Below are 15044 nucleotides of genomic sequence, written 5' to 3' on the forward strand. Positions count from 1 at the left end.
GAGAATCAGACACGCTTTCTGCTACTTAGCCCACAAAGCTGGCTACATGGCGCGGCTGACCCGTGCCGTGCGGGGCGCCGCGCGACAGCACAACGCCCCGCCGGCGGCATCGGAAAGATGCGCGAGCGGGGCGTGGTGACCCGTGGCAGGTCGCGGAGGCGTTTTACTTCACGAGCAGCACGATGAGGTCACGCGGGCCGTGGACGCCCTCCACGCGGGAGAGCTCGATGTCCGAGGTGGCCGACGGGCCGGAAATCCACGTGGCTGGGTAATCCGGGTTGATACGGGAGACCATCTCCGGCACGCCGTAGACAACCTGGTCCGGGCGCACGATGACGAGGTGGCGGTCCGGCACGAGCGAGAGAGCACGGCGGCCGCAGAGCGGGCCTGCCTCGAGCACGATGGTGCCGGTCTGCGCGGAAGAGACGTGGGACTCGGTGACGACGGCATCGACGTCGTTGAGCTCACGCGGGTCGGATTCGCGGGAGTCCGGAGTAGCGTGGCCGCCCGCGGCATTGAAGGCCTCGAGCAGGGAAGCGTCCATGCCCTCGGCGTAGCGCACGTCGGAGCAGCCGCGCTGCTGGAGGATCTCTGCGATCTTCTGCGGCAGCTCAGACTCGGCGGCCTCGTGCACGTCCGCCTTGTAGTCTACGAGGCGGTCGATGAGCATCTCATGCAGCTCCTGCGCGTTGAGCGTGCCCTTGGTCTGGTACTCGCGGGGGATCTCTACGTGGTCGGGGAGACCTGCCTGCTTCTGGGCGGTGCGGATGCGCTGCAGGATCTCAGTCTTGGCGTCCATTACTTGTCTTCGCCTTTCTGGGGAGCGTTCGAGAGGGCATTGGTGGGCAGGCCCTCGGCACGCGCCTGGGCGAGCAGGTCCTTGGCGTCCTCGGTTTCAAACCATTGACGGAAGGACTTCTTTGGCGGCACCGCGGTGTCGCGGCCTGCGGACCAGCCGGATAGGAACAGCGGCAGGGATTCCATGACGCCGTTGAAGCCGCCGAGCACGCGGCCCAGAGCGACGACGCGGGTAACTTTGTCCCACAGCTGCGGGTGGTTCCAGAGCAGGCCCACGGCGCCGAAGAGCTTGGGCTCGATGGGCGGGGCGGCGTGCTCAACCTTCTGGTGGCGGTTTTCGAGGATGACCTCGGTGAGCGGAATCTTCACCGGACAGACTTCGTCACAACGGCCACACAGCGAGCAAGCGTACGGCAGGGAGGCCGACGGATCGTGGTGGTCCTTGATGCCGGTGAGCTGCGGGGTAAGCGAGATGCCGATGGGGCCCGGGTAGACGGAGCCGTAGGCGTGGCCGCCGGCGCGCTCGTAGACCGGGCAGACGTTGAGGCACGCGGAGCAGCGGATGCACTTGAGGGCCTGGTGGCCGATGGGGCTCGACAGGGCGGCGGTACGGCCGTTGTCGAGGAGCACGATGTGGAAGTTTTTCGGGCCGTCGCCTTCCGTCACACCCGCCCACATGGAGGTGTAGGGGTTCATGCGCTCTGCCGTAGACGAACGCGGCAGCAGCTGGAGGAAGACCTCGAGATCCTGGAACTTCGGCACGAGCTTCTCAATACCCATGACGGTGATGAGGGTCTCCGGAAGGGTGAGGCACATGCGGCCGTTGCCCTCGGACTCCACGATGTTGATGGTGCCGGTCTCCGCCACACCGAAGTTAGCGCCGGAGATGGCGACCTTCGCCTTCATGAACTGCTCGCGCAGGAAGAGACGGGAGGCCTCGGCCAGCTCGGACGGCTCGGCCTTGAGTTCGTCCGTGGTGTTCGGCATCTTGTTGACGAAGATATCGCGAATCTCGGCGCGGTTGCGGTGGATGGCCGGAACCAGAATGTGCGACGGCTTGTCGTCACCCAGCTGGACGATGAGCTCGGCGAGGTCGGTCTCCTGGGCGTGGATGCCCTCGGCTTCGAGGTGCTCGTTTAGACCGATTTCCTGGGTCGCCATGGACTTGATCTTCACGACATCCTGGACGTCCTCGGCGCGGATGAGGGAGGTGATGATCTCATTGGCTTCCTTGTTATCGCGTGCCCAGTGGACGTGGCCACCGCGCTTGGTGACCTGCTCCTCAAACTGGAGGAGGAGTTCCGGCATGCGAGCTGCGACGTCTTCCTTGAGGGCGGAGCCAGCGTCGCGCAGCTGCTGCCAGTCCGGGGTCTCATCGACCGCGTGCTGGCGCTTGTTACGAATGGTGGTGGTGGCGTGCTGGAGGTTGCGGCGCTGCGTGGCGTTGTTGAGGCCATCGTGCGCGGCAGGGACGAAGCCGCGGTCACCGCGGAGGTTGCCCACGCCCTCAGGGGAGCGCGGCGGAGTGGTGTCGAGGAACGTGGTCATTAGAGCATCTTCTCCTTGGAGTAGGCGGCCGACTTCGGGGTCCACGGGTGCTCCTTGGTGGACGCCAGAATTTCCGCCATGTGGACGGCGCGGATGCCGGAGCGCTGACGGGACAGGGTACCGGCGATGTTCATGAGGCAGGAAGAGTCGCCGCCGGTGACGTATTCAGCCTCCGTCTCCTTGATGTGGCGAGCCTTGTCGAAGGACATGGACTGGGAGACCTCGGGGTTCTTCAGCGAGAAGGTACCGCCGAAGCCACAGCACTCTTCCGCGTTCTGCAGCGGGACGAGGTCGATGCCTTCGACCTGCTCGAGCAGCTGGTACGGGCGGTCGCCCAGTTTGAGGAAGCGTAGGCCGTGGCAGGAGGAGTGGTACGTCACGCGGTGCGGGAAGAAGGCACCGACGTTGGTGACACCTGCGATGTCCACGAGGAACTCCGGGAGGTCATACGTCTTGCCCGCGGCCTTCTTCGCGCCGTCCACGTCCGCGGCGGTGCCGTGGCGGTCTGCGAGCTGCACGTGCTTCTCACGTACGGCGCCCACGCAGGAGCCGGAGGCGGCGACGACGTAGTCGATGGACGGGTCTGCGAAGGCATCCGCGTAAGAGCGGATCATGCCCAGCGACTCCTTCTGGTAACCGGTGTTGAAGTGCATCTGGCCGCAGCAGGTCTGTTCCTCCGGGAAGACAACCTCGTGGCCGAGGCGCGAGAGGATGAGGGCCGTGGCCTTGTGAGCATCTGGGAACAGGGCGTCGCCGATGCACGTGGAAAACAGTGCAATACGCATGTATGCGCTCCTTTGGGTTCCAGCAGTACTGCCTGTTGTCTCGATGAGGGCTGAAGCCAGCATTTTCCACGGAAACGGACACTGACCGCTGGGTTGTACGTGTTATGGGGTTATGTATGAAATAGTACCGCGCATGGTGTGTAAATTCGACGCAAAAATAGGCTTCTAGCTGCGCTTATTCCGCAACATTAGTGTTGCGGAATTCGCTACCTGCGCGCCCGCTATTAAAAGACGGGCCGGGAAGCCGGATTTCCGAACGGGCGTGAGGATTTCATCACAAGAAAACGGGGGTAATTCGGGAGGGCAATCCATAGTATGGTCGTCTTGGAACCGCCAAGAACGCACAAAGCCCGCCCGCGCTGGCTGAAGGAAAGCCAGCGTGGGCGGGGCGTGCGGAAAGTGCTTTTAGGGAACCAGGAAGCCGAGCGCGTTCGTCATGAGGAAGACAATAACGCAGACCACCACGAGGAAGAGTGCGGAGTAGCCCACGACGGCCTTGAGGATCTTGGACTCCTGGCCTTCCATTTGGACGGCGGTCGCGGCAATGGCGAGCGACTGCGGGGAGATCATCTTGCCCACGACGCCGCCGGCGGTATTCGAGGCGAGCATGAGGTCCGGGTTCACGCCAATATTGTTGGCGGCGGTGACCTGGAGGTTGGCGAAGAGGGCGTTGGCGGAGGTATCCGAGCCAGTCACGGCGGTACCGATCCAACCGAGGACAGGGGAGAAGAGGGCGAAGATGCCGCCGGCCGAGGCCACGAACTCGCCAATCGCGATGGTCTGGCCCGAGTAGTTCATGGTGTAGGCGAGCGCTAGGACCAGGATGATGGTGAGGGCCGACCATTTCATGCGGTTGGCCACGTCGCCAAACTTCGTGACGGGGTCCGAAGCCTTGAGCGTGTAGCGGCCGTTTTCGTTGAAGAACATGTAAATGACCGCCACGATGATGCCAGCAATAAGTAGCAGCGAGCCCGGGTTGCCAAAGACGTTGAAGCTAAACGCGGTGTCCATGGGCTTGCCGTCCGTGGCGAGCACGGTGCCATCGAGCAGCGGCCAGGCGAACTTCACCTTGAGGAAGCCGAAGAGAGCCGGTACGGCGGTGGCCAGGCCGAAGACGGCGGTGACGACGGCATAGGGAAGCAAGGCCATCCAGATGCGGGAGCCGGTGAGGTCCGTGGAGGTCTCCTGCGCCGGCAGACCCATGCGCTCACGCAGGGCGTCGACGTTCTTGGGCTTCCACACGCGCAGGAATGCAAACGCACAGCCGAGCGAGACGATGCAGGCGATGACGTTGGTGAGCTGGTAGGCAAAGAAATTCGCCGCGAGCCACTGCGCGATGGCGAAGGAGATGCCCACGACGCCGGCGGCCGGAGCAGCTTCCTTCACGCCGCGCCAGCCATCAAGGATGAAGAGAATGAAGAACGGCACGGCGGCTGCGATGAGGAAGACGATGGAGGAGATGAGGCCTGCGATGTCCGCGGTCTGTTCGACGGTGCGGCCGCCCACCTCACCGGCGGTGGTGACGGGAATGCCCACGGCGCCGAAGGCCACCGGAGCGGTGTTTGCGATGAGCACGACGGTGGCGGCCTTGAGCGGCTTGACACCGAGCGCCAGAATCATCGTCGCGGTAATAGCGACCGGAGCGCCGAAGCCGGCGAGGGCCTCGAGCAGTCCGCCAAAGCAGAAGGCGATGAGGATGGCTTGGATGCGGATATCGCCGTCGCCGAGAAGGTCGAAGGTCTTGCGCAGATCCTCAAAGCGTCCCGAGGCGACGGTGATCTCGTAGAACCAGATAGCGGTGACGATGACCCAGACGATGGGCAGTAAGCCAAAGAGCCCGCCGCGCACGGCGGAAGAGACGGCCATGCCGAAGGACATGTCGAAGCCGAAGATGGCGATGAGAAGCGCCACGAGCAACGCGACGGCGCCTGAGGTGTGCGCGCGGGCCTTAATGCCCAGCAGCATGATGAAGAAGGCGACGAGCGGCAAGATGGACACCAGCGCGGTGAGCGCCGGCGAGCCAGCTATGGCATCTGTCGTGATCTGAAAGGTGTTCATACGAACTCGCTTTCCCTAGGCAGAACAGGACACGGTGGCCCTGCTCGATCGATAAAGAGGATGGGTTGGTCTTTCTTAGACTAAACCGGGGTTAGCGATTTATTCCACATTTGTCGGTTCTATGACATCTACCTCACGCCAGACGGGGGCAGCTGCGTGCAACCTGCCGCGGTCCAGCAGGGACTAATGGTGCCCCGGCCGTGCATGACCTATAGAATTTGTCCCTATGAATCCTGCAGATCTTTCCGTGCTCATTCGCGACACCGCCGCGACTGTCATGGCCGCGCACGATCTGGACGCCTCCGTCCTGCCCGAGTCCGTGACCGTCGAGCGCCCCCGCAACCCGGAACACGGCGACTACGCCACCAACCTCGCCCTTCAGGTCGCTAAGAAGGCCGGCGCCAACCCGCGCGAGCTTGCTACCTGGCTTGCCGATGCCCTCTCGGCCGACGCCGCCATCGACTCCGCCGAGGTCGCCGGTCCCGGCTTCCTTAATATCCGCTTGGCCGCCGCCGCGCAGGGCGCCATCGTTGCTCAAGTCCGCGAGGCTGGCGCTGCGTTCGGCTCCAACGAGGAATACGCGGGCAAGAAGATAAACCTCGAGTTCGTCTCCGCGAACCCTACCGGCCCCATCCACCTGGGCGGCACCCGCTGGGCCGCCGTGGGCGACTCCCTCGGCCGCGTGCTCGAGGCCTCCGGCGCCGCCGTGACCCGCGAGTACTACTTCAACGATCACGGCCGCCAGATCGACCGCTTCTCTAACTCCCTCGTTGCCGCCGCAAAGGGTGAGCCGACCCCGGAGGATGGCTACGGCGGAGACTATATCCAGGAGATCGCGGCCAAGGTCATGGAGCAGGTTCCGGACGCCCTGGAGGGCACCGAGGACGAGATCCGCGAGAAGTTCCGCGCCTCGGGCGTGGAGATGATGTTCGCGCACATCAAGGACTCCCTCCACGAGTTCGGCGTCGACTTTGACGTCTACTTCCATGAGAACTCCCTCTTCGAGTCTGGCGCGGTGGAGAAGGCCGTCGCTCACTTGAAGGACAATGGCAAGCTCTACTTCGAGGACGGCGCCTGGTGGCTGAAATCCACCGACTACGGCGACGACAAGGACCGCGTGGTTATCAAATCCGACGGCGACGCCGCCTACATCGCGGGCGATATCGCCTACGTCGCGGATAAGTTTGACCGCGGCCACGACCTCGCCATCTACATGCTCGGCGCGGACCACCACGGCTACATCGCGCGCCTGCGCGCGGCCGCCGCAGCCATGGGCTACGACCCGAACCAGGTCGAGGTCCTCATTGGCCAGATGGTCAACCTGCTGCGCGATGGTGTCGCCGTGAAGATGTCCAAGCGCGCCGGCACCGTCATTACCCTCGATGACTTGGTCGAGGCCATCGGCGTCGACGGCGCTCGCTACTCGCTGGTGCGTTCCTCCGTCGACTCTTCGCTCGATATCGACCTGGGGCTGTGGACCTCGCAGTCCTCGGACAACCCGGTCTACTACGTGCAGTATGGCCACGCTCGTATCTGCTCCATCCTGCGCAAGGCGTCTGAGATCGGCGTGTCCGCAGAGGGCGCGGACCTCGCGCTGCTCACGCACGACAAGGAGGGTGACCTCATCCGTACCCTCGGCGAGTTCCCGGAGGTCGTTAAGGCCGCCGCGAACTTCCGCGAGCCGCACCGCATCGCGCGTTACGCTGAGGAGCTGGCCAGCGTCTTCCACCGTTTCTACGACCAGTGCCAGGTCCTGCCCAAGGCTGGCGAGGAAGCCGAGCCGATCCACTCCGCGCGCCTCGCGCTGGCCGATGCCGCCCGTCAGGTCCTCGCCAACGCCCTTACCATGGTGGGCGTGTCCACGCCGGAGAAGATGTAAGTGAGCACGACGGACTTCAACACGCTGCCGGCGCACGTGTGGCCGCGCAACGCCCGCCGCGAGGAGGACGGCGTCGTCACCATTGCCGGCGTCCCGCTGCCGGAGCTCGCCGAGCAGTTCGGCACGCCGCTCTACGTCTTCGACGAAGACGACTTCCGTGCGCGCTGCCGAGAGATGGCGGACGCCTTCGGAGGCCCGGACCACATCCACTACGCGTCCAAGGCGTTTATCACCAAGCGCGTGGTCAATTGGGTCAACGAGGAAGGCCTGTGCCTTGACGTCGCTTCGCTCAACGAGTGCAAGATCGCGCTCGCCGCGAACTTCCCGCCGTCGCGCATGACCGCGCACGGCAATAACAAGGAAAAGGAGTACCTCGAGCTCTGCGTCGACAACGGCGTGGCTCACGTCGTGCTGGACAACGAGGGCGAGCTGGCGCAGCTCAACGAGATTGCCGCCGCGGCGGGTCGCGTCCAGAACGTCATGATCCGCGTGAAGCCCGGTGTCGACGCCCACACGCACGAGTTCATCGCCACCTCGCACGAGGACCAGAAGTTCGGAATCTCGCTCGCTACCGGCGCCGCCTTCGACGCAGCCCGCGCGTGCCTCGAGGCCTCCAACCTCAACCTCGTGGGCTTGCACTGCCATGTCGGCTCGTCCGTCTTCAACGCGGAGGGCTTCAAGCTTGCCGCCGAGCGCGTGCTCGCGCTCTACAAGCGTATCCACACCGAGCTCGGCGTCGCCTTGCCCGAGCTCGATCTCGGCGGCGGCTTTGGCATTCCCTACATGGAATACGAGCAAGCCCTCGATGTCGCGTCGCTCGCCGCGGATCTGCTGGCCGCCGTAGACCGCACGGCCCAGGAGCTCGGCATCGCCGCACCCTTCGTCCTCGTCGAGCCCGGACGCTCCCTCGTGGGCGCGTCTGCGGTCACGCTCTACCGCATCGGTACCGTCAAGGACGTGGAAACCGGCAAGGCCGAGCTGCCCATCCGCCGCTATCTGTCCGTTGACGGCGGCATGTCGGACAATATCCGTCCGGCTCTCTACGGCTCCGAGTACGACGTACGTCTCGTCGGCCGCGAGACCGAGGCCACGTCCGTCGACTCCCGCGTCGTGGGCTTCCACTGCGAGTCCGGCGATATTCTCATCGACGAGCGCACGCTCCCCGGCGACATCACGACGGGCGACCTCGTCGCTTTTGCTACGACGGGCGCGTACCAGTACATGATGTCCTCGCGTTACAACGGTGCGCTGCGTCCAGCCATCGTGTCCGTGCGCAATGGCGATGCCAGCCTCATGCTGCGCCGCGAAACCGTCGCGGATCTGCTCGCTCTCGAGGCTGACTAAAGCCCACCGCACGCAATATTTATTCACGCCCCGCAGCCTGGAATTCCCAGTTCAGCGGGGTGTCGGACGTTTTCTCCTACTGATGTGCCGCCCATCGGCGGGGGACTAGTGCGCGAGTAGACCGAGGGGTCTGTATTATGAGCGGAAGTAATTATTACACCCACTATTTTCAAGGGGACACCTCATGGCGAATAACCAGGCAGCAACCACCTATGGCCACGGCAAGGGTATCGGCGCGACCGTCGGCATCGCGCTGTTGGGTATGGGTACCGTTGGTGCCGAGGTGTTCCGACTCATCAACGAAAATGCCAACGACTTTGAGCAGCGCATCGGCGGCCCCGTCGCCGTTCGCGGCATCGCTGTCTCGGACACCTCCAAGGAGCGCCCGGGCGTTCCTGCGGAGCTGCTCACCACGGATGCCCATGCGCTCATCAACCGCGACGACGTCGACGTCGTCGTCGAGGTCATCGGTGGCATCGACTACCCGCGCGAGCTCGTCCTCGCTGCGCTCAGGGCCGGCAAGTCTGTCGTGACCGCCAACAAGGCGCTCGTAGCCGCGCACGCGGATGAGCTCGCCGCCGCCGCTAACGCCGCAGGCGTCGACCTCTTCTTCGAGGCCGCCGTCGCCGCCGCCATCCCGGTCGTGGGCATGCTGCGCCGCTCGCTGGCGGGCGACAAGATCCAGCGCATCTCCGGCATCGTCAACGGCACCACGAACTTCATCCTCGACGCGATGGAGACCACCGGCGCCTCCTACGAGGACGCGCTCGCCGAAGCCACCCGGCTGGGCTACGCTGAGGCAGACCCCACCGCCGACGTCGAGGGGCATGACGCCGCCTCCAAGGCAGCCATCCTCGCCTCCCTCGGCTTCTACACGCGCGTGACATTCGACGACGTCCACTGCGAGGGCATCTCCAAGATCACCGCCGAGGACATCGAAGCCGCCGACCGGGCTGGCTACTCCATCAAGCTCCTCGCTATCTGCGAGCGTCTCACCGCTGCGGACGGCACCGAGTCCGTCAACGCCCGCGTCCACCCGACCCTCGTGCCGAAGGACCACCCGCTGGCGTCGGTCAACAAGTCCTACAACGCGATCTTCGTCGAGGCCGAGGCCGCAGGCTCCCTCATGTTCTACGGCAACGGTGCGGGCGGTAACCCGACCGCCTCGGCCGTCCTCGGTGACCTCGTCGGTGCCTCGCGTAACAAGGTCCACGGCGGCCGCGCTCCGGAGGACAACACCTACGCGCACCTGCCCATCGCCAGCTTTGGCGAGGTTGAGACTCGCTACCACATCGACATGGAGGTCGCGGACCGCACCGGCGTGCTCGCAGCTATCTCCAACGTCTTCGCCGAGTTCGGCGTCTCGCTGCGTACCGTGCGCCAGGAGGACCGCGGCGAGACCGCCCGCCTCATCGTCGTCACGCATGCTGCGCGCGAATCTGTCCTCGCGGACATTGTCGAGCACCTCTCTGGCCTTGACGACGTCCACGCGGTCAACTCCGTGATCCGCCTCGACAACTAGTCCGCTCGACTAAGGTAATTCTTCATGAGCATTGACATTGAAGTCGGCACGACCGCCACGGTGAAGGTTCCGGCCTCCTCGGCGAACCTGGGCCCCGGTTACGACACACTCGGCATTGCGCTGAGCCTCTACGACACCGTTGAGGTCGAGGTCACCGCCTCCGGCCTCGAGGTGGAGATCTTCGGCGAGGGCGCGGACGAGCTCCCGCACGATGGCTCCCACCTGGTGGTCAAGGCCATCCGTGCGGCGCTCACCGCCGCGGACGCGCACGCCCCGGGCCTGCGCGTGGTCTGCCATAACACCATCCCGCAGTCGCGGGGGCTTGGCTCCTCGGCTTCCGCCGCCGTCGCGGGCGTCGCCGCTGGCAACGGCCTGGCGGGCTCACCGCTCACCAATGAGCAGCTGGTGCAGCTTTCTGCGGCTTTCGAGGGTCATCCGGATAACTCGTCTGCGTCTGTCCTTGGCCAGGCCGTCGTCTCGTGGACCACCGTCCCCGTCGACGGCCGCACCGCGCCGGAGTACAAGGCCGCAACCCTTGACGTTCACCCGGACATCAAGGTCACTGCGCTCATCCCGGACTTCCACGCGTCGACGCAGGCTGTGCGCCGCGTGCTGCCGTCGCACGTCACGCATTCCGATGCCGCGTTCAACGTGTCGCGTACCGCCGTCCAGGTCGCAGCGCTTCAGCACTACCCGGAGCTGCTCTGGGAAGGCACGCGCGACCGCCTGCACCAGCCGTACCGTTCGGACGTCCTGCCGGTGACCGCAGAGTGGGTCAACCGCCTGCGCAACCGCGGTTACGCCGCGTACCTCTCCGGCGCGGGCCCGACCTGTGCGGTCCTGCACACTGAGCCTATCGATGCCGCCATTCTCGACGACGCCCGCGCCGCTGGCCTGCGCGTCCTCGAGCTCGAGGTCGCAGGCCCCGTCGAGGTCACCGTCTCCCGGGCCTAGACACCGGACAGAGACGCACGACAAAAGCTCCCCTTGCCAACGGCAAGGGGAGCTGTCGTCGTGGGGCGCGAGCCGCAGCACGCCGCTCGGGCTTTAGTCTTACGCTGCGCTGCCTGCAGTCGTCATCGCAGGCTCAGCAGCGGCGGGCTCAGCCGCCTCAACGCGCTCGATGTGAACCTGGCAGATGCGGTTTCCGGACTTCGGAATGAGCTTGAGGTGCAGGCGTCCCTTGAGGTCGCGGCGCGAGAGCTCGTCGAGGTAGCCGTCGTGGACTGCACACACGAAGGGGGAGGGCTGGACGCCTGCCGCGACGAACGGGCAGGCATGCAGCTCCATCGCGGAGACGCCGGTGGAATTAAGTTCCTGGGCGTCGATGGTGGGATCGAAGCCCATGTCGCGCATCTTGCGGTAGAGCGGGGAGAGCGGATCGTCACCGTCGCGCCCGCAGTCTGTCATGGTCTGTGCCCACCGGCGGCCAATCTCGCGGGCCTGCTCGGACTGGAAATCGTCAAGGCTGTCTTTGTCCGCGAGCATCTCCGCCATGAGGCTGATGAGCGCGACGTATTCCTCGGCGATGGAGCGGTTGTCCGGAATGCGCACCTGGAAGATGAGCGACGGTCGTCCGCGGCCTTTGGCGGGCGCGGTAATCACACGCACGGCACCAGCGGCGACGAGTTCGTCGAGGTGGCCGCGGGCGGTGTTGACATGCATGTCGAGCTCGTCTGCGATCTCCGCGGCGCGTGCGCCTTGCGGGAAATCTTGCAGCGTGGTGAGAACTTCGCGCTGCTTAGGAGACAGGCGCAGGGCCTCGGGAAAGAGCTCAGTGGATGAGCGCGGCGTAGAAGGCATACTCACATCCTTGATGACAAGCGCTTGAACAGAGCGCGAAAACGTTCACTCGAAGAGATAACAGCTTTGAGATTACTCCGCGTAGAGCGGCGTACCCATTCTTCTGCGATGTTGTAATAAACATCACGAACCCCGTAAATATTACACCACCCCGAAAGTAAGGCTACGACGCTGCAGCGTAGACCTTGAGCTCTGAGGCTGGAATATGGCAGCGCACGCTCATGCCCGGAGTGAGGGCATCCGCGGTGGCAGCATCGATGGGCACGTCCACGACGCCCGCGCCGAGGTCGACGCTCGCCGTCGCATCCGCCAGTGTCGTCGCCGTGACCGCGATGACCTTGCCCGCCAGGCCGTCGTCTGAGTCCACGATGTTGGCCGCCGTCGGTCGGAACGTGGCCAACGCGGCGGCGCCTTCCGGCAGGCCATCGGTGTCGACGCGCAGTCGCGTGCCAGCGCACACGACCTCGTCGGTGCTGGTGACCGTCACATGGAGCATCCCGAGCCCCGCCAGTCCCGCGACGAACGGCGTGGGCGGCGTGCGCAGCAGCGTGTCCGTGGGGCCCGCGGTGACAACCTGGCCGCCCTCGAGTACGGCCGCGAAGGAGGAGAGTCCCGCGACGTCGAGCGCGTTGTGAGTGACCATGAGTGTCGTACGGTCGTGCGCGGTGGCATGGAGAAAGCGGCGCCACCGCGCGGCTGAGGCGACGTCCACGGCGGCGAGTGGCTCGTCAAGGATGAGCACCGCCGGACGCGCAGCGAGCGCGCGGACCAGGGCGACCTGCGCGGCCTGGCCGCCGGAGAGCGTGGGCACGCGGGCGTCGGCGACATCGGCGAGTCCGGCGGCATCGAGCATCTGTGCTGCCTTCTCGCGGCCGACGACCATAGCGACGGCTCCCAACGCCGTCGTCGTGGGCGGCAGGCCCGGCCGCTGCGTGAGCATGACCACGCGTCCGCCGCCAGCGTCCACTGTGACGTCCGCGCGCACGCGGCCGGCGATGATATTCATGAGCGTCGTCTTACCGGCGCCGTTTTCGCCGATGATGGCGGAGATCGCGCCGGCCGGGAAGACCGTCGTGTGGTCGCCGTGGGACACCGTGACCGCGGACGCTGAGTCCGGTGCGGTGAGCTCGCGCAGGCGCGCGGAATCGAGACACCCCAGCTCGCGGGCGCGCTGGCGCGGAGTCTTGCGGACCAGCGTCGGCAGGCCAGCCACCGCGAGCGAGACGATGGCGAGCGCGATGAGGATGGCTGAGAGCACGTAGGCGTTTTCGGTGCTTACTTCGCGCTCGAGGTAGATGCCCAGCGGCATCGTGCGCGTAATTCCAGGCATGGAACCGGCGAAGGTGATGGTCGTACCGAACTCACCCAGGGACCGTGCGAAGGCGAGCGCGGCGCCCGTGAGGATGGCTGGGGCCGTCATGGGTGCGGTGATTTTGCCCAGAATCTGCCACTGCGTGAGCCCAATGCCGCGCGCCGAGGCGAGGATCTCCCCGTCGATTTGGCGCAGTGCCGTGTCGACGGCGACCACAACGAAAGGCAGCGCGACAAAGATATGCGCCAACACGACGCCGGAGAAGTCGAAGGCGAATTGGATGCCGAGGGCGTCGAGTATCGGGGCGAGCAGTCCGCGGCGCCCGAAAGCTGCGGTCAACGCGAGGCCTGCGACGACCGGAGGCATGGCCAGTGGCACGTAGACAAGCAAGCGCACGATGGATGCGCCGCGGCGTAGGTTGTGCAGCCATACGGCCAGCCCCACACCGAGTGCTACCGCGATGACTGTTGCTTGTGCGGCTGCCGCGAGCGTGATGATGAGCATCTCGCGGGTCTCGGCACGCGCGGCAATCTCGACGAAGCGTCCCCACGGCACGCGCAGGCCCAAGGCGATGATGGGCCCTACGATATACGCCACTGCCGCGATACCCAGCACGGTGAAGACGACCGGTGTCGCTACTGGAGCGCGGCGCAGGCGAAGCGGGGATTCGAGGTCAGTGGCGTTCATGTAAACAGCAGGTGGGGTATCCGGGAACTAATCAGCCGGGGTGAAACCGAACTCCGTCCACGTGGAATCGAAGTCATCGGCGAGCGTATTCAACAGCTTAGTCGCCGCGTCCTTGTGCTCGGAATCCTTGACGGTGGCGCCCAGGATGGAGTTGGTGAACTTCTCGGCTCCCGGAATATCGATGACCTCGACGGCATCACCGGCGGCTGCGGCGTCCGTGGAGTAGACCCAGCCTGCGTCGGCCTCGCCGGAGGTGACCTTGCCCAGCACGTCCGCGACCTGGCTCTCGAGCGAGTCTGCCTTGAGGTCGAGGTCCTTGTCGTCCATGATCTTCGTCGAGACGTCGCCGCACGGCACGGTGGGGTCGCAGAGCACGAAGGTCGTGTCCTCGTTCACGTCATCAAGGGACGTGATTCCCGCCGGGTTGCCCTTGGGCACGACCATGACCATGACGTTTTCGGCTAGCGTCTGCGGCTCGTCTACGGTGCCGTCCGCGACGGCTTGGTCCATCGTCTTCTTCGATGCAGTGAGCAACAGGTCCGCCGGAGCGCCCTCCTTGATCTGCTGGACGAGCGCAGCCGAACCACCGTTGTTGAAGGTGAGCGTGGCCGGGATGTCTGCCGCGGCCTTCTCCATGGCCTCGTTGAGGACGCGCGTCGAGGACGCGGCGAAGAGAGCCAGCTGCACGGATTCGGCGGCATCGGAAGCCGGGGTGTCAGAGGACCCGGAATTATCGGACGACGCAGACGCGGCTGTGTCGGCCGAGCCGGTGCTCGAGTCCTTCTGCTGAGTCGGGGAGCAGGCGCTCAAGGTGACGGCGGTGGCAGAGGCTGCAAGGACGGCGAGAAGCGGACGGATAAGACGCATGAGTGAACTTTCTGCAGAGGCGAGTAATGGGTTCAAGTTTAGTGGGTGCAAATACAAATATCTGATGAAAAACGCACCATCGCCCCGCACTGTGGGGCGGGGCGATGGTGCGAAGGCAGGGGAGTTTACGCGGTGCGCGTGAACTTGATGTGCACCTCCTGCGGCTCCTTCTTGAGGTACTCGAGCTCGAAGTCATCCTCGCGGGCCTCGATCTCGCGCAGCAGCGGGATTGGGTCATGCGGGGCGACGAGCACCATGGACTCACCCACGTTGAGGGTGCCCAGCGCACCATGAATGGCGCCGTGGCGCACGGCGTGCGGAATCGTGGTGGCGTCGAGGGTCGGGATGTCGTTGCCCTTGTGGGCGTCAGAGATGGGCAGCTGCATGGCTGTGGTCCTTTCGGTTGATATTCGCTTTTATCTTAGGCTCAATATTAGTACG

The 15044-nt window shown here is 65.0% G+C and carries 12 protein-coding genes; 4 read left to right on the forward strand and 8 right to left on the reverse strand.

The features are described from left to right. Nucleotides 1-163 precede the first annotated feature (163 nt). The 4 genes from HMPREF2559_RS03755 to HMPREF2559_RS03770 all read right to left on the reverse strand — a co-directional run bounded on the left by HMPREF2559_RS03755 (nucleotide 164) and on the right by HMPREF2559_RS03770 (nucleotide 5189). Nucleotides 164-799, reverse strand: a complete 636-nt coding sequence (locus tag HMPREF2559_RS03755) for a LutC/YkgG family protein (protein ID WP_066490752.1) — start codon at nucleotides 797-799, stop codon at nucleotides 164-166. Then, entirely contained in the window at nucleotides 799-2346 is a 1548-nt protein-coding gene (locus HMPREF2559_RS03760) for a LutB/LldF family L-lactate oxidation iron-sulfur protein (RefSeq protein ID WP_066490754.1), read from the reverse strand. Before HMPREF2559_RS03760 ends, HMPREF2559_RS03755 begins: the two co-directional genes overlap by 1 nt. Then, on the reverse strand, nucleotides 2346-3131 hold the full coding sequence (locus tag HMPREF2559_RS03765; RefSeq protein ID WP_066490756.1) for a (Fe-S)-binding protein: 786 nt from the start codon (nucleotides 3129-3131) through the stop codon (nucleotides 2346-2348). Before HMPREF2559_RS03765 ends, HMPREF2559_RS03760 begins: the two co-directional genes overlap by 1 nt. Before the next feature lie 405 nt (nucleotides 3132-3536). Beyond that, entirely contained in the window at nucleotides 3537-5189 is a 1653-nt protein-coding gene (locus HMPREF2559_RS03770; protein WP_066490769.1) for an L-lactate permease, read from the reverse strand. A 226-nt stretch (nucleotides 5190-5415) separates the two neighbouring features. Between HMPREF2559_RS03770 and argS the strand changes: the two genes are divergently transcribed. The 4 genes from argS to thrB all read left to right on the forward strand — a co-directional run bounded on the left by argS (nucleotide 5416) and on the right by thrB (nucleotide 10888). Further along, nucleotides 5416-7068 carry an arginine--tRNA ligase gene (argS, locus tag HMPREF2559_RS03775; RefSeq protein WP_066490772.1) on the forward strand — a complete coding sequence of 551 codons (1653 nt, stop codon included), beginning with the start codon at nucleotides 5416-5418 and terminating at the stop codon, nucleotides 7066-7068. Continuing rightward, entirely contained in the window at nucleotides 7069-8412 is a 1344-nt protein-coding gene (gene lysA / locus HMPREF2559_RS03780) for a diaminopimelate decarboxylase (RefSeq protein ID WP_066490773.1), read from the forward strand. A gap of 184 nt (nucleotides 8413-8596) precedes the next feature. Next, on the forward strand, nucleotides 8597-9934 hold the full coding sequence (locus HMPREF2559_RS03785; protein WP_066490774.1) for a homoserine dehydrogenase: 1338 nt from the start codon (nucleotides 8597-8599) through the stop codon (nucleotides 9932-9934). A gap of 24 nt (nucleotides 9935-9958) precedes the next feature. Further along, nucleotides 9959-10888: a homoserine kinase gene (thrB, locus tag HMPREF2559_RS03790; protein WP_066490776.1), complete on the forward strand. Its 930-nt coding sequence runs from the start codon at nucleotides 9959-9961 to the stop codon at nucleotides 10886-10888. A 99-nt stretch (nucleotides 10889-10987) separates the two neighbouring features. Here the strand turns inward: thrB and HMPREF2559_RS03795 are convergent, their stop codons facing one another. From HMPREF2559_RS03795 to HMPREF2559_RS03810, 4 genes are all read right to left on the reverse strand, one after another. Next, nucleotides 10988-11737, reverse strand: coding sequence for a helix-turn-helix transcriptional regulator (locus tag HMPREF2559_RS03795; protein WP_068801654.1), 750 nt, complete (start codon nucleotides 11735-11737; stop codon nucleotides 10988-10990). Between the two features lie 163 nt (nucleotides 11738-11900). Next, nucleotides 11901-13736, reverse strand: a complete 1836-nt coding sequence (locus tag HMPREF2559_RS03800) for an ATP-binding cassette domain-containing protein (protein WP_070539581.1) — start codon at nucleotides 13734-13736, stop codon at nucleotides 11901-11903. Nucleotides 13737-13763: 27 nt separating this feature from the next. Next, on the reverse strand, nucleotides 13764-14594 hold the full coding sequence (gene modA / locus HMPREF2559_RS03805) for a molybdate ABC transporter substrate-binding protein (protein WP_371325673.1): 831 nt from the start codon (nucleotides 14592-14594) through the stop codon (nucleotides 13764-13766). Nucleotides 14595-14728: 134 nt separating this feature from the next. After that, entirely contained in the window at nucleotides 14729-14989 is a 261-nt protein-coding gene (locus tag HMPREF2559_RS03810) for a DUF2249 domain-containing protein (protein WP_070539583.1), read from the reverse strand. Nucleotides 14990-15044 lie beyond the last annotated feature (55 nt).

It is taken from the genome of Corynebacterium sp. HMSC072G08 (assembly GCF_001809185.1).
Lineage (GTDB): Bacteria > Actinomycetota > Actinomycetes > Mycobacteriales > Mycobacteriaceae > Corynebacterium > Corynebacterium phoceense.

Bases quoted from the DNA above. Each gene is read 5' to 3' on its own strand.
- HMPREF2559_RS03755 (WP_066490752.1), bottom strand. From the start codon at position 799: ATGGACGCCAAGACTGAGATCCTGCAGCGCATCCGCACCGCCCAGAAG.
- HMPREF2559_RS03760 (WP_066490754.1), bottom strand. From the start codon at position 2,346: ATGACCACGTTCCTCGACACCACTCCGCCGCGCTCCCCTGAGGGCGTG.
- HMPREF2559_RS03765 (WP_066490756.1), bottom strand. From the start codon at position 3,131: ATGCGTATTGCACTGTTTTCCACGTGCATCGGCGACGCCCTGTTCCCA.
- HMPREF2559_RS03770 (WP_066490769.1), bottom strand. From the start codon at position 5,189: ATGAACACCTTTCAGATCACGACAGATGCCATAGCTGGCTCGCCGGCG.
- argS (WP_066490772.1), top strand. From the start codon at position 5,416: ATGAATCCTGCAGATCTTTCCGTGCTCATTCGCGACACCGCCGCGACT.
- HMPREF2559_RS03785 (WP_066490774.1), top strand. From the start codon at position 8,597: ATGGCGAATAACCAGGCAGCAACCACCTATGGCCACGGCAAGGGTATC.
- thrB (WP_066490776.1), top strand. From the start codon at position 9,959: ATGAGCATTGACATTGAAGTCGGCACGACCGCCACGGTGAAGGTTCCG.
- HMPREF2559_RS03795 (WP_068801654.1), bottom strand. From the start codon at position 11,737: ATGCCTTCTACGCCGCGCTCATCCACTGAGCTCTTTCCCGAGGCCCTG.
- HMPREF2559_RS03800 (WP_070539581.1), bottom strand. From the start codon at position 13,736: ATGAACGCCACTGACCTCGAATCCCCGCTTCGCCTGCGCCGCGCTCCA.
- HMPREF2559_RS03810 (WP_070539583.1), bottom strand. From the start codon at position 14,989: ATGCAGCTGCCCATCTCTGACGCCCACAAGGGCAACGACATCCCGACC.